The organism is Candidatus Kryptoniota bacterium (assembly GCA_036567965.1).
Taxonomy (GTDB): domain Bacteria; phylum Bacteroidota; class Ignavibacteria; order Kryptoniales; family JAKASW01; genus JAKASW01.
Genome location: DATCTN010000016.1, coordinates 130,508 through 152,443 on the forward strand (window position 1 = coordinate 130,508; position 21,936 = coordinate 152,443).

A 21,936-nucleotide genomic window follows, 5' to 3' on the forward strand; every position below is an offset into this window, starting at 1 on the left:
TCAGATAGAGGAGAAATCATGACGAGATTCCTGTGCATTACGATTAGCCTGGTCTTTTTAGTTTCGGTCGGTTTGCAAGCCCAATCGGGCTCGAGTACCGATTCAGTCGGTTACCACCAGTGGTGGTTTGACAGGTGGCCGGGGGCGCCGCTCAGGAGTCCGGACGGCAATTTACTCCCCCAGGTGAGAGTCAGCGGAAATTCTTTCGTGAATTCCATCGGAGATACGATTGTCTTCCGCGGGCTCTCGATCGCCGATCCCGATAAAATCGAACACCAGGGTCAGTGGAACAAGGAACTGTTTGCCCGAATCAAAAATCTCGGAGCTATGCTGGTACGCATCCCTGTTCACCCAATCTCGTGGCGCGAGAGAACACCCCAGAACTACCTCAAACTCCTCGACCAGGCCGTGGAATGGTGCACAGCAGAAAGTTTGTATGTCGATATCGACTGGCACTCGATCGGAAACCTCGAAGAGGGATTGTTCCAGGACCCGATGTACTACACCACCATGCAGGAAACTTTCAATTTCTGGAAGACAATCGCGAATCATTTCACTGGCAACAACACGGTGGCGTTCCTCGAGCTTTTCAATGAGCCTGCCGATTTAGGCGGAAGGCTGGGAAATGTTTCGTGGGACGATTGGAAGAAAATAAACGAAGAGCTGATTGCTCTGATAAGATCTTACGGCAACAAAAGCATACCACTCGTGGCGGGGTTTGACTGGGCTTACGATCTGACACCACTTCATTACGCCCCGATCGACGCGCCGGGGATCGCGTACGTCACACATCCGTATCCCATGAAACGAAATCCGCCATACGAACCGAAATGGGAAGAAGACTTCGGTTTCGCGGCGGACAAATATCCCGTCATTGCAACGGAGTTGGGCTTCGCGATGAGAAATCCCCAATCGGCTCTTGATTACGGAAGAAGAATCATGAAGTTCTTCGCGTCGAAACACATCAGCTGGCTCTGGTGGGTTTACGATCCACAATGGGGCCCGCCTATGATCAAGTCGTGGCAGACATTCGAGCTCACGGAAGGGGGAAAATTCTTCGAAGAGGCGGTCCGTGGTAACATCCCGGCGCCCGATTCAACGGCCATCCATTGATACGCCCCATCTCGGCGGATCCGCACCGGCGAAAATTCTCCTCTCGATTATACGGGAGCTCAATCAATGCAGCTGTCACGCAGCCTGTCCAAAGATTACTCCTTATTGTTCCCGGGGTTTTCATTTTTCTGAGACCGGGTATCATTCTTGCACAATTGAGCTTTGTCAGGGCGGCATGAACTCATTATACCCCAGGCTACGGATTGAAGATCAAGTTGCCGGAACTAAGGTGCTTCTAATCAAATAAGAGCTGCTTTTGTCAAAATGTGAAAATAATACCTGAGGTCATTATACTGGTAAAGAATTTTGGCGGAAGGGTCATTACGATGAACAAAATCCTCTTTTCGATTGCTTATATTGCGCTAGGCATCAATATGGCATCAGGTTTCAACCGAATTCAATTACCTCTCAATGACGGCTGGAAGTTCACGAAAGGCGATATCGCAGGCGCGTCAGGAATCGAATTCGCGGACTCGGGCTGGGAGAGCGTGTGTCTTCCACACACCTGGAATAACATGGACGGCCAGGATGGCGGGACTTACTATCGGGGTCCTGCCTGGTACAGGAACAAATTCAACGTGTCGAAAGACCTGTCGGCGAAAAGGATCTTTATAAGATTCGGTGCGGCTTTCATGATCGCGGACGTTTTCATCAATGGAAAATTTGTCGGCCGCCATGAGGGCGGGTTCGCGGCTTTTGTTTTTGATGTAACTCAATTCTTGAATTTCGGAAATCAGAATGTAATTGCCGTGAAGGTCGACAATACCGCGCCTGACACGTCCCCCGAATTCAGATTGGCTCCGCTCGATGCCGACTTTACGATGTGCGGCGGATTGTACAGGCAGGTCGAGCTGATCGTCACCGAAAACATCCACATCTTTCTTCTCGATTATGGCTCGCCTGGAGTTTACATCACTCAGGAGAAAGTCAGCGACGACGAAGCAGAAGTATCGGTGCGGACGATATTGAAGAACGATTCGAGGAAATCACGAAGCGTATCGGTGAGAACGCTGATATACGACCTCAAGAATGATGTTGTTGAGGACGCAAGCGCAAACGCGGAGATACCCGGCGGCAGCGCCGCAGCAACAGTACAGAAATTCACAATCGATAATCCTCACCTGTGGAATGGACGGATCGATCCGTACGTCTACAGAGTGGTTGTGTCGGTCCAACGCGGGAAGGAAATTCTGGACCAAACCGAACAACCGCTCGGTCTGCGATACTATAAAGTGGATCCGGAAAAAGGATTCTTTCTGAACGGGAGGCAGTATGATCTCCACGGATTCTGCTTGCATGAAGACAAAGAAAATGAAGGACGGGCAATTACGAACGCCGACAGGAAACAGGAAATGGATTATATGCTCGACATCGGAGCAACCGTGGTAAGGATGTCTCACTATCAGCATGGATCCGAGATGTACCGCCTCTGTGACAAGTATGGGATTGTAGTGTGGACAGAAATTCCTCTCATCAATCACATCGACAGCTCGAAAGCTTTCGCGGACAACTGCGAGCAGCAGCTTATCGAGTTGATCCGTCAAAACTATAATCATCCATCCATTTTCTTCTGGGGAATCTTCAACGAGATCCTCAACGTGAAAGGTCCCGATCCGACAGCGTTAGTGAAATCGCTCAACGAACTCGCAAAGAAGGAAGACCCGACGCGTCCCTCCACATCGGCAGCTAACATGAACGATTTTCCGTCCGCTTTCGTGACTGACGTCCTGGGCCTCAATAAATATTTCGGCTGGTACGACGGAAAGGTTCAGGACCTCGGTCCGTACCTTGACGACTGGCATAAGAAACATCCCGACAGAGCCATTGGTATTAGTGAATACGGCGCGGGCGGAAGCATTTTCCAGCACGAAGAAAATCCTCAACAGCCTCGCACGGACGGGCCGTGGCACCCCGAAGAATATCAAACCTACTTCCATGAAGTGAGCTGGAAAGCGATAGAAGAAAGGCCCTACATCTGGTTCTCAACCGTATGGAATGGATTTGAGTTCTCATCTGATTTCCGAACAGAGGGGTTTCGCGCTGGAATAAATGATAAGGGACTTGTCACGCAGGACCATTCGACAAAGAAAGATTCGTACTACTGGTACAAAGTGAACTGGAACCCGGCACCGCTGGTTCATATTACAGGCAAGAGATTCACCGTGAGGGACACATCTATCATAAATGTAAAAGTCTATTCGAATGCTGATGCGGTCGAGTTGTTTTTGAACGGGGCTTCGCTCGGTAAGGCAAGGAGCACCGATCACAGGTTCATATGGAACGATGTGAAGTTGAATTCCGGATCGAACGACGTGAAAGCCGTAGCGATTCTCGGAGGTGTTGAGTATTCTGATGAATGCTGGTGGAGATTCGACAAATAAGTGATCGTCGACCCCGGCTTAATTGAAGGAGAATCCTGATGAGGCGATTTATTACTATTTTTATTTTAGTCTGCTTCAATTCGTTGCTGACCGCTCAGGTGAAAGAGACGGCAGTGGTTGTCGATGCATCTCATCTTCAGTACAAGATCAACAGGAACATCTACGGCCAATTCAGCGAGCACCTCGGACACTGTATCTACGGCGGTATATGGGTCGGCGACACATCCTCGATTCCCAATATCGATGGGATAAGAAAGGACATCGTGGACGCCCTGAGGGAAATCAAGGTCCCTGTCCTGCGTTGGCCCGGAGGATGCTTTGCCGACGAATATCACTGGATGGACGGAGTCGGTCCTCGGAATCTTCGTCCGAAGATGATCAACACAAACTGGGGCGGCGTCACCGAAGACAATAGTTTCGGCACACACGAATTCCTGGAGTTCTGCAAACTGGTCGGCTGCGAGCCGTACTTCACGGGAAATGTCGGGAGCGGAAGCGTTCGCGAGCTGTCGCAGTGGGTTGAGTACGTGAACTCCGACAACGTCAGTCCCATGACTGAGCTCCGGGCAAAGAACGGCCGTGACAAATCATGCGGAGTGAAATACTGGGGGATAGGCAACGAGGCCTGGGGATGCGGCGGGAATATGACGCCTGAATATTACTCGAATCTCGTCAGGAGAATCTCCACATTCATGCACGACTACGGCAAGAACAAGATATTCAAAATCGCGTGCGGACCTTCCGACGACGACTATAACTGGACCGATGTCGTGATGAAGAATGCGGGCGGCTATATCGACGGCTTGTCGTTTCATCATTATTCATTCGCGAACTCGAAGATCGCGACGGATTTCGATGAGCGTGGTTGGTTCGATATAATGAAGAAGTCTCTCTCGATCGATGAGATGATTAAGAAGCACTCCGCGATAATGGATATTTACGATCCTGGAAAGCGGGTTGCGCTCGATGTCGACGAATGGGGAACATGGTACAAAGTGGAGCCGGGGACGAACCCGGCATTCCTGTTCCAGCAGAATACATTGAGAGACGCAGTTGCCGCTGCCAGCACTCTCAATATCCTTAATAACCACAGCGATCGAGTCCGTATGGCAAACATTGCACAAATGGTGAATGTCCTCCAATCGATGCTCCTTACAAACGGGGACAAGATGGTACGGACACCGACTTATTATGTCTTCGACATGTATAAAGTTCACCAGGACGCGATGTGGATACCGACCGATGTGAAATCGACCGAATACACGCTTGACGGTCAAAAACTTCCCGCGGTGAATTGTTCGGCTTCCCTTGACAAAGACGGTAAGATGCATATCTCTTTGTGCAATATTAATCCTGATGCCGAAGAACATGTCGAGGTGAATCTTTCGAAATTTACGGCTGACAGGATCACAGGTCAGATTCTCACTGCCGGCAAAATGAACGTCGACAACACTTTCGATAATCCAAGCGCTCTTGTCCCTGAGAATTTTTCCAGATTCAAGATTAACGGCAGTCGTGTCGAAGTGAGCCTCCCCCCGATGTCCGTGGTCGTACTCGAATTGACAGGCACGTTGGCAGTCGAGCCGCCGATACAGCTAAAGAATCCGCTGCCGGGGTTGAACTACAAATACTATGAAGGGACCTGGACGATATTGCCAAACTTCTCTCGGCTTTCTCCCAGGAAGGAAGGTGTGACGAACGATTTCACATTAATACCAAATACTCGCGATGAAAACTTCGGAATTCAATATGACGGTTATATAAAGATCCCTTCCGATGGCATGTACACTTTTTATTTGAATTCAGACGACGGGTCTGCGTTGTATATCGATAACATGACAATCGTAACTAACGACGGACGCCACGCACCGAAGGAGGAATCCGGAAGCGATGTACTCAGAGCGGGCTATCACAAGATCACGGTTACATTCTTCCAGGCATCGGGCGGAATGGAGCTCGCCGCAAGTATCGAGGGACCAGGGCTGCAGAAGTCGGCGATTCCTTCCGACATGCTTTTCAGAGAAGGCAAATAGACCGGACCGTTGTCGTCGGACGTCGTCCAGTTCCCGGTTGCTTCAAAAACCAAAACAGGTGGAGTGGTGAGAGACCCGAAAAGTTTGTCCTCATTTATTTTTCTCGTTGCGTGGATGAGCCTGTGTTCCTGTGAAAGATGCGAGATCGACTCGCCCGACTCCCGCGAAACCGCGAAATTCCCGACTGAAAAGATCATAGACACGACATTCATCTCCGCCTTTGTCAAGGACAGCATAAAGATCGACATCAGCCTGCCGAAAGGTTATAATGAAGAAGAAAAGTCGTATCCGGTAATCTACATGACGGATGGCTACTGGCGCAGGGCAGATCATGACACGATTCACCTGATGAGTGACCGCCACGAAATACCAGATGTGATAGTTGTCGGAGTCGGGTATCCTGATGACTACAACTTTGATAGCACGAGGGTCCGCGACCTTATAAAAAACTCCGGATCCCTCTTCGAATGCATAAAATCCGAAGTGCTTCCGTATGTTGAAGGCAAATTTCGAGCGGACACCGCGAACCGAACACTCCGGGGTGCATCCTACGGCGGCTACTTCCTTGTTTATGCATTCACCGAGCATGTCAGGCAGGGAAGACTGTTTAAGAATTATATCGGAGCGAGTGCTGCACTTGTGCCGCCGTACCAGCATGTGGACCTGCTCGAGAATGAACGTGCACTCTGGGAGTCCACGAAAAGTCTCCCCGTGAATCTCTATCTCACCGTGGGAGGAAACGAGACGACATTTTTCCGGGACTCTTATACCTCGCTAGTCAACGCAATAGAGTCGCATCATTACTCAGGCCTGCGGTTCGAGCACGAGATAATTCCCGGCACGGATCATTACACTGTCTGGCGACCGACTCTTCTCAAAGGTCTGCGGACATTTCTAAACTGACACGACCCGCGGAAAATGTTCCTCACGTAGGTGCTCGGTGGCAACCTGAGCTCAACGCCGGACCACGAATTTTGAAGGAGCTCTTCAGGACATTTTCTGGACAGATAACGTCAAATCTCGATCTTAACATTTCATCAAGACACAAGTTTTGAAATATTTTTTTGGGTAAATTGTCGGGCCATCCAATAGATCCGAAAGGAGCCGGTAATCATGCGGACTTTGATCGCGAATTCAAATAAGTCGTCTTCGACTGTCTTTCGCCGGGTTCTTCTTAACTTCACGATACTTTCTACTCTCCTCATTTCTCTGCCGGGGTTTGCCGGAATTTTACCGGGGAGGTCCACAGATCTCGTACCGAACAAAATCGGCCTCGTCGTTCGTCCTTTCGATCTGAAGGATGTGCGGCTGCTGGACGGGCCATTCAAGCACGCGATGGAGATGGACGAGAGCTATCTACTGGAGCTAAGACCGGACAGGCTGCTTAGCTGGTACAGAAGAGAAGCCGGGCTTCCCCAGAAGGACAGCGTCTACGGCGGCTGGGAGTCGATGGGAATCGCGGGCCATTCGCTCGGGCACTACCTCTCCGCGTGCTCCATGATGTACGCCTCTACCGGAAATGACAGCTTGAAGGAGCGGGTGGACTATATTGTCGACCAACTCGCCATTTGCCAGGACGCTAACGGCAACGGGTATGTTGCGGCGATCCCGGGTGGGAAAAAAGTCTTCGAGGAACTTATTGAAGGCAAAATTGAAACGAAGCCATTCGAGTTGAACGGTGTCTGGGTACCATGGTACACGATACACAAAGAACTTGCCGGGCTCCTCGATGCGAACCGTTATTGCTCAAACTCGAACGCGTTATCGGTAGCGACAAAGCTGGCGGACTGGGCATACGAAACCACGAAGAACCTTACCGACGAGCAGTTCCAAAGAATGCTTGCCTGTGAACAGGGAGGCATGAACGAAGCGCTCGGTGAGCTTTACGCGAGAACAGGGAACGAAAAATATCTGAAACTTGCAGAGCGATTTCATATGAACGCCGTTCTTGTCCCGCTCGAGCACCGGAAAGATGTGCTTGCCGGCATTCACGCGAACACCCAGATTCCAAAGCTCATCGGGCTCGCCCGCCTGTACGAGCTCACCGGCGACACCACGTATGAGACCGGCGCAAAGTTTTTCTGGAACACAGTCGTCAAGCATCATAGTTATGTCATCGGCGGGAACAGCATGAATGAATCCTTCAGCCCGCCCGATGAACTGAACAATCTCCTGGAGGATAATACCTGCGAAACATGCAACACATACAACATGTTAAAGCTGACTCAACATCTTTTTGAGTGGGAGCCTTCAGCGGCCTACGCCGACTATTACGAGAGGGCTCTCTACAACCACATCCTCGCCTCTCAGAACCCGAAGACGGGAATGATGTGTTACTACGTCTCTCTGAAACAGGGCACGGAAAAGGAATTCTCGACTCCTTTCAACAGCTTCTGGTGTTGTGTCGGTACCGGGATGGAAAATCATTCGAAGTATGGGATCGGAATTTATTATCACGATGCGAACAGTATCTGGGTCAATCTCTATATACCATCCGCGCTTACGTGGGAGGAAAAAGGGATCAAGCTGACACAAGAGACAGAGTTTCCTGACAGCGACGAAATACATTTTACCGTCAACTGCGCTAAACCAATTAAGTTGTCGCTGAGATTCCGTTATCCATCCTGGGCGGTGAATGGAATGTTTCTGCGTGTTAACGGAACCGGGATACCCGTGACCGGTAAACCGGGAAGTTACCCGGAGGTTGACCGGACATGGAAGGACGGCGACAGGATCGAATTGAGAATACCGATGTCGCTTCGCACCGAGAGCATGCCGGACAATCCGGACCGGGTCGCAATTTGCTACGGACCTATCGTACTCGCGGGCGACCTCGGCGAGTTGAACGATCCGACGTCGAAGCAGTTTAATTTTGTGCCGGCGCTTCTGACGAGTGGACATCCCGTTAATGATTGGGTGGAGCCGGTCGCGGGGAAACCCCTTACTTTTCGAACAGTCAAGGTAGGAATGCCTCATGACGTGACACTCGAGCCGTTCTATGAATATTATGATAGAATGTATTCGGTTTATTGGGACATTCTGACGGGGGAGCAATGGAATCAACGATTGCTCGATCAAAAAGCCGACCTGGATCGCCAAGCGGCCATCGAAAAAGTTACGATTGATTTCGTCCAGCCCGGTGACGATAAGTCCGAACAGACTCATGACATGAAGGGTGAAAACACTTCTTCGGGAGAAGCTTTCAATCGGAACTGGCGGCACGCTTACGATGGAGGGTGGTTTTCATTTGCGATGAAGATCGAAAGGGGCGGCCCTGACACACTCGTCTGCACATACTGGGGCGGTGACAGCGGGGATCGGACGTTCGATATTCTTCTGAACGGCAGGAAGATCGCAACACAAACTCTTCAGAACAATTCCCCCGGGAAATTCTTCGACGTTCGCTATCCGGTGCCGGTAGACATCGCGAATGGTACAGATAATGTGTCAATCAAATTTGTATCTCGTCCCGACAGTACTGCCGGGGGAGTATTCGGAATCAGAATAATCAAATAGAGGGATGAAGATGAAAAAAGTTATTTCCATGTTTTGGCTCATGATGAGCTTGGGCTTTGTTGTTGTCTCAAGTCCAATCGTATCTAGTTCCGATGTGTTCGCGCAGGGCACGGGAGAGAAGGATCCGCTTAAGGGACTCGCGTTGACTCCTCCCATGGGATGGAACAGCTGGAATAAGTTCGGCTGCAATGTAAACGAGCAAATGATACGCGACATGGCAGACGCGATGGTCACTTCCGGCATGAAAGACGCGGGATACATTTATATTAACATCGACGACTGCTGGCACGGACAAAGAGACAGTCTCGGGTTCATCCATCCTGATTCGGCCCGATTTCCTCACGGCATGAAGGCGCTCGCGGATTATGTCCACTCGAAAGGTTTGAAGCTGGGGATTTACTCGGATGCCGGTTGGCAAACTTGCGCGGGCAGAGCCGGGAGCAGAGGCTACGAATTTCAGGATGCACTCACGTACGCTAAGTGGGGAGTCGACTATTTGAAGTACGACTGGTGTAACACGGAAGGGCTGAACCAGCTCGGCGCGTACATGACGATGCATGAAGCACTCAGGAAAGCGGGAAGGCCGATAGTTTTCAGTATCTGCGAATGGGGTACGAGCAAGCCCTGGGAATGGGCCAAGGGAATTGGAAACCTCTGGCGCACGACCGGAGACATCTCGGCAAACTTTGCGCACAACATCGACCATGGGACATGGATACAGCTGAGTGTCGTTTCAATCATCGATCAACAGGACAGCATTCGCAAATACGCGGGCCCGGGACACTGGAATGATCCCGACATGCTTGAGGTTGGGAATGGAATGACTGTCAGCGAGGATCGTGCGCATTTCTCCATGTGGTGCATGCTTGCGGCACCACTCATTGCCGGAAACGATCTGACGAATATGACGCCGGACACAAAAAGGATATTAATGAATAGAGACGTGATTGCAGTCGATCAGGATTCTCTCGGGATTGAAGGCTTTAAGTATTCCTCGAGCGACAGCGTCGATCTTTGGTTCAAACCGCTTGAGCACGGCGACTGGGCGATGTGTTTCTTGAACAAAGGAGACGGTCCAAGGAATGTCTCATTCGATTGGAAAAAAGAAAATGTGACCGACAATCTTTCGGGAAGAGATGCTTCTTTCGGGAAAGTTGATTATAAGGTCAAAGACCTCTGGACCGGCAACGCGAACAGGACGACGGCAAAGGTGCTCAACGCGGAGGTACGTGGTCACGATGTCTTAATGCTAAGACTTATCAGGACTGGCGAGTCGCACTGACTCCCGGTGGCTTCAGCCGGGTATCAGCCGTGATTCAGCCGATACCCGGTGGGTTGCGCTTCATTTCTATTGGCCTCATGTTCAGGGTGCCCCGGATTAATCGCCTACTTTTAAAGGACCTCTCGAAATGCAAACATTGAAAACGGCATTCTTTTTTGTTCTTGCGTCGTGGGGTGCCTCTGTGTCCGCTCGGGTGTACAACATTAGGGATTTCGGGGCCGTCGCAGACGGGAAGACCGTAAACACTGTGGCGATACAAAGGGCGAATGACAACTGCAGAAATTCCGGCGGCGGAGTGGTGCTGATTCCTGCGGGAACATTTGTATCTGGTCCGATACAACTGTTCAGCAATATCGAGCTGCTCATCGAGACCGGGGCGACGCTGAAAGGAAGCGGCAACGTTTCGGATTATTTTATCGCGGGGAAAAAACTCGGGCTCATCTATACTGAGAACTCGACAAATGTTTCCATCACCGGCGGAGGAAACATCGATGGGAACGGAGACGCATTCATGGAGCTCGATCGGTCTAAGGTGTTCGATACCGCGGCTACGAAATACACACGTCAGGGCATTCACTTCCGAGAAGTTCTTAGTGGACCGGGGGACGGCCCGCTCGTGCCGAAGGATGGTCCGTTTCAGATGATAATCTTTTCGAACTGTAAGGAAGTAACCGTGCGCGAGGTGCTAATATCGAACTCTCCTTTCTGGACGCTTCATCTCGCAGACTGCGACGGAGCAATCATCACAGGTGTGAGAATATGGAACAACTTGATGATCCCCAATAATGACGGTTTGGATCTCACCTCTTGCAGTAACGTTCAAGTTTCCGACTGCGACATACGAACCGGCGACGACGCGATCGCAATAACAGGTTATGCGTACAATTTTGATTTGCCCGGCTACAAGAATATCACGCACAGTTCAGAAAACATTACCGTTACAAATTGTTACTTCGTTTCGAGATCAAGCGCGATACGAGTAGGCGGATGGGATCAGAACGACATGCTCAATTACACGTTCAGCAATATCATTATTTCAAATTCGAATCGCGGCATCGACCTCTGCGTTAGAGATCAAGGGTCGATCCGGAACATGATCTTCTCCAATATCATTATACACACCAGGTTGTTTACAGGTGACTGGGGGGGTAACGGTGAGCCGATTCATATCTCAGCGATCAGGGGAAAAGAAAATGTGAAGCTTGGAAAAATTGGAAACATCAGATTCAATGATGTCATTTGTAACGGCGAATCCGGGGTTCTCATGTATGGAACAGATGAAAGCGGGATCGAAGACGTCACGTTCCACAACTGTTCCATCCATATAAATGATAGCGAGCTGAACAGTACTTGCGGTGGTAACTTTGATCTTCGGCCGGTAATAGACCACAGGTCTTCTATCTTCGCACATGATGTTCCGGCATTTTACGCGTGCGATGTGGGAAACATCAAATTGTACGACGTTAACATCAGCTGGGGGGACGTAAAGGAACTTTACTTTACAAACGCGGTCGACATCACACATTTTGACAGTGTGCCTCTCGACGGATGCACTCTAGATCGAGCTCCTCACAGCGCTAAGTCAGCTGTCATATAATTGACTGACGGGAAGTCGTATCGTGTTCTGAACTCACGCTCTTCTAAACCTGGGGGAAGTTTTCTCCGAAAAAAATGTATCGGGACAGTGACCAGGACGGAGTAGAACTCACACCTCTCTCCAGAGAGCCACTTTATTAATCAAGGTCTTGCCAATATTGGACTGCGGCACGTTGAAACTAGTATTGATCGCAACCGACTTCACTGCGGCTTCGAAATTGGTCAAACGGGTAAATGAGTCATCTTACAATCGGAATTGTTATGTTGACTCGAGGAATATGTCAAGAACGGCAGGCGAACGGATCGCTATTATAGAGGCGCATTGAGTTGAGAGCCAAAAACGAAATGGTAAGCAGCATGTATTGAAGCCCATAATCGGGCGGCGTTGAACGATCCTCCGATGGATCAGGTCACTCGCTCGGCAAATCCTGTATTTTTGGACGATGATCGCCGGAAATGTTGATGACACGTTCTTGAGTGTGTTCTGTAGCCACTTCATTTTGAATTTAGATGAAAAAAGGACTTGCGTTCTAGGCTGAAGTTTTGTAGACTAAGATCGTTGGGAAAAGGTAACTAGTTCAGGCGGTGCTGCAGGAATGTATGTCAGTTATGGCGTTGTGTCCTTTTATTGTTCCCGAAATCAGGGCATCGGGAATTTGGACATACCTTTGATTTCTCCCCAAACAACAAATCCCTAAAACAGTAAAGGAGCAAAAATGAAGAAGGTCTTACTACTTTTCATTGGCCTGTTGCTGTTGAGTCCGCATGCTAAGGCTCAGGTGTATGCGAACTTCAATACGGCAGGTGACCTACAGGGCTTCAAGAAATCCAGCGACAGCGACACGTCGCATTACACATTACAGCAGATGACAGATCCTAATAACCCCGCGAATGGTGTGGCTGCAATCAATTTTGCATTCACAACGGGCAGCCAGCACGCGCGTCTTGAGTACGACGGACCTGCTGGAGGTTTGGTGCTGCCGGGCGCCGCAGAGTTCCTGACGTACTGGGTATACCTTCCGTCAACTCAGTCGGTGCCGGACAGTTTCAAGATTGATACTTATGCCATGCCGTCGACGACATGGAACTGGACAGAGGAAGTTCACTACGCGGTAGATGTCCCGAAGAACAAGTGGTATCCTCTTTCGTTCCCTGTAGCACAGTATGCGGCGGGAAAGGCCGGGTTTGACAGTGCGTTTGCGTACCCGATTGCACAATCTGGCTTGCAGCTGTATCCAGCCCCACGTGCCGACTCCACCTGGAACGGGACATGGTACACAGACAACGCGGAGATCGACGGCGCCAATCTTCCGGGAGAACAGATTGAACAATTCAATTCGACCGGCACGACTGGGCTGTATGCTTATAACCACTGGGGTCCCCACAAGTTCATCGATTCGATCTATCAGCAGGCGACTGTGAAGATGGGCAACACTGGTGGTGCTCTTGCAGTGGCGCTGAATCAACAGGGACTGAACGATTGGGATGCAATAGGTCTTGCGAATTCCTACAAGGGCCACGTCAGTTCGGCCGGCGCGGGCTTCACCGGGTTGGCTCTTACGATGTGGGTCTTCATCCCGAAGGCAGATACAATCTCCGACAGCACTGCGTTTGGTCTCTATTACCAGCCGGTTGCTGGCGGCGCGTGGACGTGGACAAACACGGATTATCTCGTAAAGAACATGCCAAGAGATATCTGGTATCCGTTGTCGGTTCCGATTCTTGCACTCAGCATTTCGGATTCGGCAGGTCATTACCTACCCGGAACTAACGACATAGGAGATTTCGGTATCCAGTTCCACTATAACGGGGATACTGCGCACGTTGCGAAGGGTGTAGTGTATGTCGACAACATTCAGATCGTCAGCTCGGCGGCGACTCCGCCACCGCCGGTCTGGGCGGCAGCTGATTTCGAAGCAGCCGGTAGCGGCAAGAACGCCGGACTGCAGGGTTTCTACGTGTCTGGCTCTGCTCCCAATGGCAAGATTGCACGAAAGGCTGATTTCGTCACGAGCAATGGAACCTATGTACTTGTGGACACCATGAATTTCACTGCGGCACCTCATAAGTCTGGTATTCAGCGCGATAGTCTGCAGCTGGCCGACGCAGCGCTCGATTCGACTGCACTGTCCGCTTCATTCCAGATTTACCTTCCGAATAAGTTCCCCAACCACGCGGTGGTGAAGTTCTATCTCTCTCGCGGCGCGACTGACAGCGTGGCATTTGTTGACACCGTCGGCGGCGCAAGCGGAATGCTGAAAGCCAATCAGTGGAACACGATGACGATCAACGTCGACTCGCTTGCGAACGCAGGTAAGATCGATCCCACTAAGAAGCATACGGTGGGAGTGGTGATGTATTATCCTGCTCCGTATGACACGACCAAGTGGATTGGTGGAGTACTGTTCGATAATCTTGACATTGTCGGGCTAACCCAACCACCGCTCGTTGATCTGGGAGTAAAGGGACTCAACGTTGTGAAAGAATACATGCTTTATAACAACTACCCGAATCCCTTCAACCCGTCAACGATTATTCGTTACGATCTGCCGAAAGACTCGAAAGTCGTGCTGCAGATCTACGACATATTGGGACGCGAGGTAACGACGTTAGTCAATGAGAGACAAGGCGCGGGTACTCACGAGGTGTCCTTCAACGCCTCCAGGTACGCTAGCGGCGTGTACTTCTACAAATTGACAGCTGGCACCTATTCCAAAGTCCAGCGGATGATGCTGATAAAGTAAGCTGTTCCATATTGAGAGGCGGAACCCAAAGTGGTTCCGCCTCTTTATTTCTGTGGCGTTCAAATTTGTGGTTGCCGGACTTTGAAGGAGGAATGCGATCTGCCGCTCAGTTCGATCTTGACGGATGATCGAAGGTCTCACGGTCTTTGCGTCAAGAAAATGGAGATGCGGCGTCCCGGGCGCGGATGGCGGTTTGCGCCCAGCCAGATGACGTAGGGAGTGGTCAGAAGAAGCTTTCACCTGCATTTTACGGGCACCCACTATAATTCCGAAGAGATGAAGCAATCGCTTAAACGATATTTGCCAGGCCGAAGTGGATTGATTTAAAAGCAGGGAGAAAGTTATGTCATCAAGTGGCTTTCGGATTTTATTCAGAAGTTTAGCAGCCTTGAGTGTCTTCTTCGTTGTTTCATCCCAAACGCTCATGGCCGCAGGCACAGGCACAGTCAGGGGACGGGTGTTTGACAAGGACACAAAGGATCCGCTGCCGGGAGCGACGATCATGGTCAAAGGAACCAGCATCGGTGCAGCGTCGGATCTCAACGGCCGTTATATAATTCGAAATGCTCCGTCCGGTCAGCAGACACTCACCATTTCCTATATCGGGTATAACTCTACAACCATCGATCTAAATCTTCCGGATAACGGAGACATTGAACAGGACATATACCTGGAAGCAAAGGCAATCACCGGGCAAACTGTGGTGGTTACTGCACAGGCCGAGGGACAGGTTCAGGCCGTGAACCAGCAGCTCTCGTCCAACTCAATAGTCAATGTTGTATCGGCGAAGAAGATTCAGGAACTCCCCGACTTCAATGCCGCAGAAGCTCTCGGACGCTTGCCCGGCATTTCGGTAACTAGAAGCTCCGGTGAAGCTGACAAGATAGTGATAAGAGGACTTGCCCCACAGTTCAACACAGTGGCGATCAACGGCGTTACACTCGGAGCCACCGACAGCACAAACAGAAGTGTAGACCTGAATCAGATAAACCCGAACATGATCAAGACAATCGAGGTTTATAAGGATATCACTCCCGATATGGACGCGGAGGCAATTGGCGGCTACGTCAACATGGAACTAAACGACGCTCCATCGGGATTGCATACAGACCTGCTGTGGCAGTCGGGTTACAACAAGTTCAGAAGCAAGTACAGCAACTATAAAGTATCCGGATCGGTCAGCGACAGGTTCTTCGGTGATCAGCTGGGCGCATATCTCCTGTTGAGCGCCGAGCAAGTGGACCGAAGCTCAGATCAACTGAGCGCGGGCTATCAGGTTATCGGCGCCGGCGCACAGGAACAGGTGCGTGTCGGCAACCTTTTACTTAACAGGCACTACGAATCACGAAACAGGGTCAGCGGCAACCTTTTGATGGATTACAGGCTACCGAATGGAAGGATCGTTCTCTCAAGTTTCTTCGGACGACTTAATCCGCGGACTTCCGATTACTCGCTTAATTATTATCCTCCATGGAACAACGCGGGATGGCAAGTGTACAACGTTTCTGGCGGTGTGAGCACGAACGACTTGATGACAAATTCACTGGAAGGCCAGTATGATCTCGGCTTCCTCCAATTTGACGTCGGTGCCGCTAACGACTATGTTTGGAACCGGACCCCGTCTGCCCCCTATATACAGTTTCTTCAGACGAACGGTTGGTCTCCTACATTAAACGCCGTCATCGGCGCGGGTATGTCGCCGCAAACACTTGTGACCTACTCCGTCCCTAAAGATTCCAATATTGCACTGGCAGGATTGGGCAACCAGGTTCTCTCATTTAAGAACACCAACCAGGCTTACCAGGCGAACGTGAAAATCCCGTTCGTGATTACGTCCGACGCATCAGGGTTCTTCAAGTTCGGAGGAAAATACACAGACATCAAACGCGTGAACGATGATACCAGATATTACGCTGACGCGTATTACGGTGGTAGCCAGGATGTGATAAACGATATCAAACGGCTTTACCCGACACTCATAATGGCTCCATTAGGCGGTGCCTCAGGTGGTAATATTTCAGCTCTCAATTTTACAAATCCCGACCCGACTGTCTGGGAAAATTTTCTCCCAGACCAACATGTCGGAGATCTCAATTGGACGTCGACGCTGGGCTACCCAAATCAGGTCAGGATGTCGCTCTTTGACGACAAAACGAATCCAAGTACGGTTGTACAGAACCAGATTGCACCCGTCAACGGTGCTGAGGGACTGTACCTGAACGACTATACTTACCTCGAAAAATTAAGTGCCGGCTATGGAATGGCAGAGCTCGACCTCGGGCAGCAGTTCATGGTTGTCGGAGGTGTGCGTTATGAAAACGATGCGAATAATATAACGGCGTATGCCGTGAAACAGCAGAGCGTGCGTCAGGTTGCGTTCAATCAGGACACGATCAATGCGGTGACAACCAACCACTTTCTTCTCCCGATGGTTCAGGCTAAGTACAAGATCACGGATTGGCTTGATGTTCGTTACGCATATACACAGACGCTTGGTCGCCCTGACTTCACTGCTATGATTCCGAGAGTCTACATCAGCAGCAACGGTGGGTACGGTTCACTCGGCAATCCGTTCCTCGTCCCGGCCCGCGCATACAATCACGATGTGATCTTGTCATTTTACAGCAACTCGATTGGACTGTTTACTCTGGATGGTTTCTATAAGCAGATTAATGGATTCATTTATCAGAGAGGCTACCCGTTGCTCGTTCATCCGCCCGTTGCGTTTGATTCGACGACCTCTACTGTAGGTGGATATACTCTTCTCCAACTGGGATTCGCTCCGGGCGGCGCGACCATCAATGACTGGGTGAACAATCCGCACCCCGCCTACCTGCGTGGAGTGGAGACAGACTTCGAGCATCGCTTCTGGTATCTCCCCGCGCCGCTTAACGGTTTGGTCCTGGGAGTCAACTACACTCATATCTGGTCGAATACCCTTTATCCGATAATCAGATCGAAATCTGTCGGAAAGTCTGTGATTATTCTTCCGGATTCTGAATATGCCGGGCGATTGGTGCAACAGCCAACGGACATATTCAACGGTTCGATCGGTTATGATCTTGGAGGATTTTCGGCGCGTGTATCATTCATTTACCAGGGCGCAGTCCTGACCGCGGTCAATTCTGATGTAAATAACAATTATCAGAACCAGTCTTATTTCAGGGCCGACGCTGCTGTCAGATACTTGCTCCAACCCGGCTCCATCTTGCCGGGACTGCAGTTCTATCTCAATCTCAATAATCTGACTGCGAGACCCGACGAATCTAATCAGGTGACGAAGGGTTTCATATCGTACGAGAACTTCTATGGCTTTACCGCCGATCTCGGAGTGAGATACACACTTTGACAAATTTGAGTTGATGAATCGCGTGACAATCGTGTGGTCCGGCGGAAACCCCGCCGGATACCTCTCCGATTGTTGCTGTTGACAAATCAAAAAAAAAGAATCATCTTTGTGATGATCTTAATGGAAGGAGGGATGGACGGGGCAGAATTAGATTGAGGTTCAGCTTGAACTGTTTGTTTGATAAATCACTAAACAATCAGAAGGAGAAAAGATGAAGAAGTTCATTTCCATTTTAGCACTGGGACTATTCATTGTTCCAATCAGCCTTCAGGCACAGTGGACTGCTAACGTCACGCATGGAGACACGACGTATGTGGCGGCGGTCGACAACACCATGGCACCGGTGAACGACGCCCTTTCAAGCGCAATTATGGGCGACACCACCGCTGCCGGCGCGCGCGTCGATGCCAACAGGGTCTACGTATTGGAACGTGGCATGACGTATTTCAATACGATCCACATCGCGAGCACCGGTTACCATCTGATGATCGTTGGACAACCTGCTACGGCGGACTCAACCCTGCCGGTAATCCAGCTTGCGCCGAATCAAAGTGCAAACTATGATGATCGCGTGATCGATGCGTACGGCGACATGACGTTGAAGTATGTTTGGATCCTTGCATGGCACACAGGCGGCGGAGAAATCTGGCAGCCCGTTTATGAAGAATCCAACAATACCAACATCTGGATCGACCATTGCGTGTTTGAGTGGTCACAGGGTCCGTTCATTTGCATCCAGGGCAGCGGAACGAACACACATCTGACAAATGACCTGTTCCGTAATTCGATCGACCCGGGTCAGTGGTGGGCCGGAAGAGTAATCTATCACATCCCCGGCGTCACTGTCGACTCGTTGATCGAAGTCAACAACACCGCCGAGAACGTCGGATTCGGCTGGCTGCAAACCCAGAACGACTCGATGGCGTACTATTTGTGCGATCATAACACCATGGTCAACTGCGCAAAGTTCGTGTGGCTCGGACACAACTTCCACGAGGCGTATTTCGGAAACAACCTTGTCGTAAACGGCCACTTCACTGGCGAACGCTTCAACGACAGACCCGGTCAGGATCCCGATGGACTGATTTACGGACAGGGTCTTGGTCTCGACACGCTCGTAATCGGTGGCGTGACAACGAATTCGTCTGATCCCGAAGAACTCGCCCGCATCGTCCACTACGAGAACAACGCCACTTACCTGGACACAACGTTCTTGTATCCGTTCTATGCGGCGTACAACGATACGGTAACTACTGGGCTTCACGGCCTGATCCAGGCTGAGCCGATCATGAATGCGCGTACTGCAAGCATGTTCACTTGGCATCCGCACTTCATCTATAAGAATAATCTCGAGGATGCGTCTGGCACACCGTCAAGTGATCCTTCGAACACACCGACCGAATACCTCGGGATCAATCCTGGCTTTACAAAACCGATGACGAACGGCCCGGATATGCTGACCTGGTTGACAGCCATGTTCCACGGTGCCAGCGACGGCTACTGGGGCTATGATCCCGATAGCTTGCAGCATCCCGGCATCGACGTTGCTCAGAACCTGACATACCAGTACTCGAACTCCTCGGGCACGACGTATCCGAGCTTCAACGATGATTCATATCCGACAAGCTCCCCTCTGTACACCGGCGGCGTCGGCGGATACCCGATTGGCGATTTGAACTGGTTCCCAACAAAGATTGCTGCGTACAATGCGGCAGGCGGCTGGGCATCAGTCGACCAGCCTCTCCTCGCGATCAGGGAAGTTCCGAATAAGGTAGTCCCGAGCAATTACACCCTCGGCCAGAACTATCCGAATCCATTCAACCCAGCAACTCAGATCAACTACTCCGTACCTCAGAAGAGTTATGTGACGTTGAAGATATTCAATGTTCTCGGCCAGGAAGTTGCAACGGTGTTCTCCGGCGTATTAACGGCCGGCAACTATGTTGCGACCTTTGACGGAAGCAAGCTCGCCAGCGGCGTGTACTTCTATCGCCTGCAGGCCGGCAGCGTCTCCATCGCGAAGAAAATGATCCTGATGAAGTAATCAGATTCGCGAAGATTGGTTTTCGTCCAATGTAAATTTGGCCGAAATATTTTCCTCAATGGAGCCGGAGGACGCCGAGTCTTCCGGCTCCTTTTGTTGAATCGGATGTCAATTAACTGATCCATTTTCCCTAAATTGAATTTGAGAGCGGAAGCCGCCGAATCGTGTCGTTGCGCGCTGACTTTCTCATCCGTTTACTCTAAAACAAGGCGGAGTAGTAGATGCGGAAAATGATTTGGATCGTGTTCCTTTCACTTATTTCTTCATGGTATTCTTTCTCCCAAACAGTAGTGACCGGAAGGATCTTGGGCGGCGACGGAAAACCGATGAGGGAGGCTCGCCTCTTCGTTGCCCGCCCACTTGAGCCCTTGTCAGGAGCAGGGATGCAAGCGCGAACAGATGGCAGTTTCCGGATCGATATCCGATCAAAGGGTGTGTGGATGTTGAATTTCACGGGAACATATCATGACGTTTTTGCTCTCCCACTCTATGTCGACAAGAAGCGGTCAGTCAAACTCAATGTTCGTCTCGCGACGCACCGATACCTCGCCCACCTAGGGCAGGTCAAGATTACTGGAAACTTCAACCGCTGGTATCCACCCGACGCGGTCACGATGTCACTACAACCCGACGGGAGCTATTCGGCCGTGATCGACAACGAGTCCGACACTGTAATCTACCGCGTGGTCGGAGTGAGTCCCGCGAGGGAAGTCGAAGGCACTGAAGCCGATGGGTACATAAGTAATGGGGTTGCTGGCTTTAGTTCCTTCTTGATCTCGAAAAAAGGCATGATCACGATAACTTTCGATCCCCGAAAGCTTGTCACCTCGAATCAAGAGGCAAATTTTAATTTCGCACCTACCGACTCGTTTGATTCCCGATTCGCAAAGATTTACCTCGAGACCCAGCGTGACAAAATAGAATGGGCGCACGCGCAGTTGGAAGCGATAGAGAAAAAACGAAGCGGACCGGTTTTTAATACCGACAGCGCTCTGGCGTCACTTCAGAGCCAATTAATGAATGAGACAAACCATCTCTTGCGGCAGGAAATATATCTCGAGTATTTTGTCCTGAAATCGTTGAGGCATTACGCTGACTCATCAACCTGCCGGAAGACCGTATCGGAGATTCCTCCGTCGTCTTATATTTGGGGACTCGATCCGGGTGCAATCTCTGATGCCTTTGATCACGTGGGCTACAATGATAATGAAGCGCGACGGGGCCAATACGTTGACATGGTGTTGACAAGCAATCCGGTCGAGAAGACCAAGTCCATTCTGCTATCGAATGAATTCAAAAGGAAACTATACCAGGGAGCGGACGAGAAAGCGCTTCGCTATTATTGCATTCTCACCGACCAGTACGGTAACACTCCGGAAGCTGAGGAACTGCAGAGAGTTTTCTACCACATGAGTTCAATACAGATCGGCAAGCCTGTTCCGCGCTTCAATGTCGTTGACATGATAGACTCAATGACGATATCCAATGATTCGCCGAAAGGAAGATACCTACTTATGAATTTCTGGTCCACGACAAGTCGTGCTTCCATTGATGAGATCAAGAACCTGCAAGGCGCTTACGGAAGATACATGAAGAAGAACTTGCTCATCATCAGCCTGTCAGCTGACAGCTCTGCCGGTGTCGTGCTGAAATTCCTTCACTCGACAAAAATGCCGTGGGCGAATGTGTTCATATACGACGGAATAAACGGCAAGCTTTTCAGGGACTTTAATGCCTATTCGCTTCCTAAGAATATCCTGGTCGGGCCTGACGGCAACGTCATCGCAATGGGAATGGAGCTCCGCGGAAGCGATCTCGAGAAAACGCTTTCGAAATGGCTGGAGAACCGGAAGTGAATTTCCGTGTAGCCCGGATCAA

11 protein-coding genes are annotated in these 21,936 nt (G+C 50.5%); all 11 read left to right on the forward strand.

Translation table 11 applies throughout. The annotated features are described in order from the left end of the window. The first annotated feature begins 18 nt into the window (after window positions 1-18). The 11 genes from VIS48_06275 (at window position 19) to VIS48_06325 (ending at window position 21,914) form a co-directional block, all read left to right on the forward strand. A complete protein-coding gene (locus VIS48_06275; GenBank protein HEY9165753.1) occupies window positions 19-1,113 on the forward strand; it encodes a cellulase family glycosylhydrolase in 1,095 nt (364 codons plus the stop codon). Window positions 1,114-1,439: 326 nt separating this feature from the next. After that, complete coding sequence (locus VIS48_06280; protein ID HEY9165754.1) at window positions 1,440-3,494, forward strand: glycoside hydrolase family 2 TIM barrel-domain containing protein; 2,055 nt, start codon at window positions 1,440-1,442, stop codon at window positions 3,492-3,494. Between the two features lie 38 nt (window positions 3,495-3,532). Continuing rightward, a complete protein-coding gene (locus VIS48_06285) occupies window positions 3,533-5,527 on the forward strand; it encodes an alpha-L-arabinofuranosidase C-terminal domain-containing protein (GenBank protein ID HEY9165755.1) in 1,995 nt (664 codons plus the stop codon). Window positions 5,528-5,593: 66 nt separating this feature from the next. After that, window positions 5,594-6,430 (forward strand): alpha/beta hydrolase-fold protein, encoded by an 837-nt coding sequence (locus tag VIS48_06290; GenBank protein HEY9165756.1) that lies wholly within the window; start codon window positions 5,594-5,596, stop codon window positions 6,428-6,430. Between the two features lie 210 nt (window positions 6,431-6,640). Beyond that, window positions 6,641-9,043 carry a beta-L-arabinofuranosidase domain-containing protein gene (locus VIS48_06295; GenBank protein ID HEY9165757.1) on the forward strand — a complete coding sequence of 801 codons (2,403 nt, stop codon included), beginning with the start codon at window positions 6,641-6,643 and terminating at the stop codon, window positions 9,041-9,043. Window positions 9,044-9,053: 10 nt separating this feature from the next. Next, complete coding sequence (locus VIS48_06300) at window positions 9,054-10,325, forward strand: glycoside hydrolase family 27 protein (GenBank protein ID HEY9165758.1); 1,272 nt, start codon at window positions 9,054-9,056, stop codon at window positions 10,323-10,325. A gap of 127 nt (window positions 10,326-10,452) precedes the next feature. Then, on the forward strand, window positions 10,453-11,922 hold the full coding sequence (locus tag VIS48_06305; protein HEY9165759.1) for a glycosyl hydrolase family 28 protein: 1,470 nt from the start codon (window positions 10,453-10,455) through the stop codon (window positions 11,920-11,922). 715 nt (window positions 11,923-12,637) lie between these two features. Continuing rightward, window positions 12,638-14,665 carry a T9SS type A sorting domain-containing protein gene (locus VIS48_06310; protein ID HEY9165760.1) on the forward strand — a complete coding sequence of 676 codons (2,028 nt, stop codon included), beginning with the start codon at window positions 12,638-12,640 and terminating at the stop codon, window positions 14,663-14,665. Window positions 14,666-15,008: 343 nt separating this feature from the next. Beyond that, entirely contained in the window at window positions 15,009-18,014 is a 3,006-nt protein-coding gene (locus VIS48_06315; protein HEY9165761.1) for a TonB-dependent receptor, read from the forward strand. A gap of 211 nt (window positions 18,015-18,225) precedes the next feature. After that, window positions 18,226-20,058 (forward strand): T9SS type A sorting domain-containing protein, encoded by a 1,833-nt coding sequence (locus VIS48_06320; protein ID HEY9165762.1) that lies wholly within the window; start codon window positions 18,226-18,228, stop codon window positions 20,056-20,058. Between the two features lie 221 nt (window positions 20,059-20,279). Continuing rightward, the gene (locus VIS48_06325; GenBank protein ID HEY9165763.1) at window positions 20,280-21,914 is read left to right on the forward strand and encodes a TlpA disulfide reductase family protein; all 1,635 of its coding nucleotides are present in this window, start codon (window positions 20,280-20,282) and stop codon (window positions 21,912-21,914) included. Window positions 21,915-21,936 lie beyond the last annotated feature (22 nt).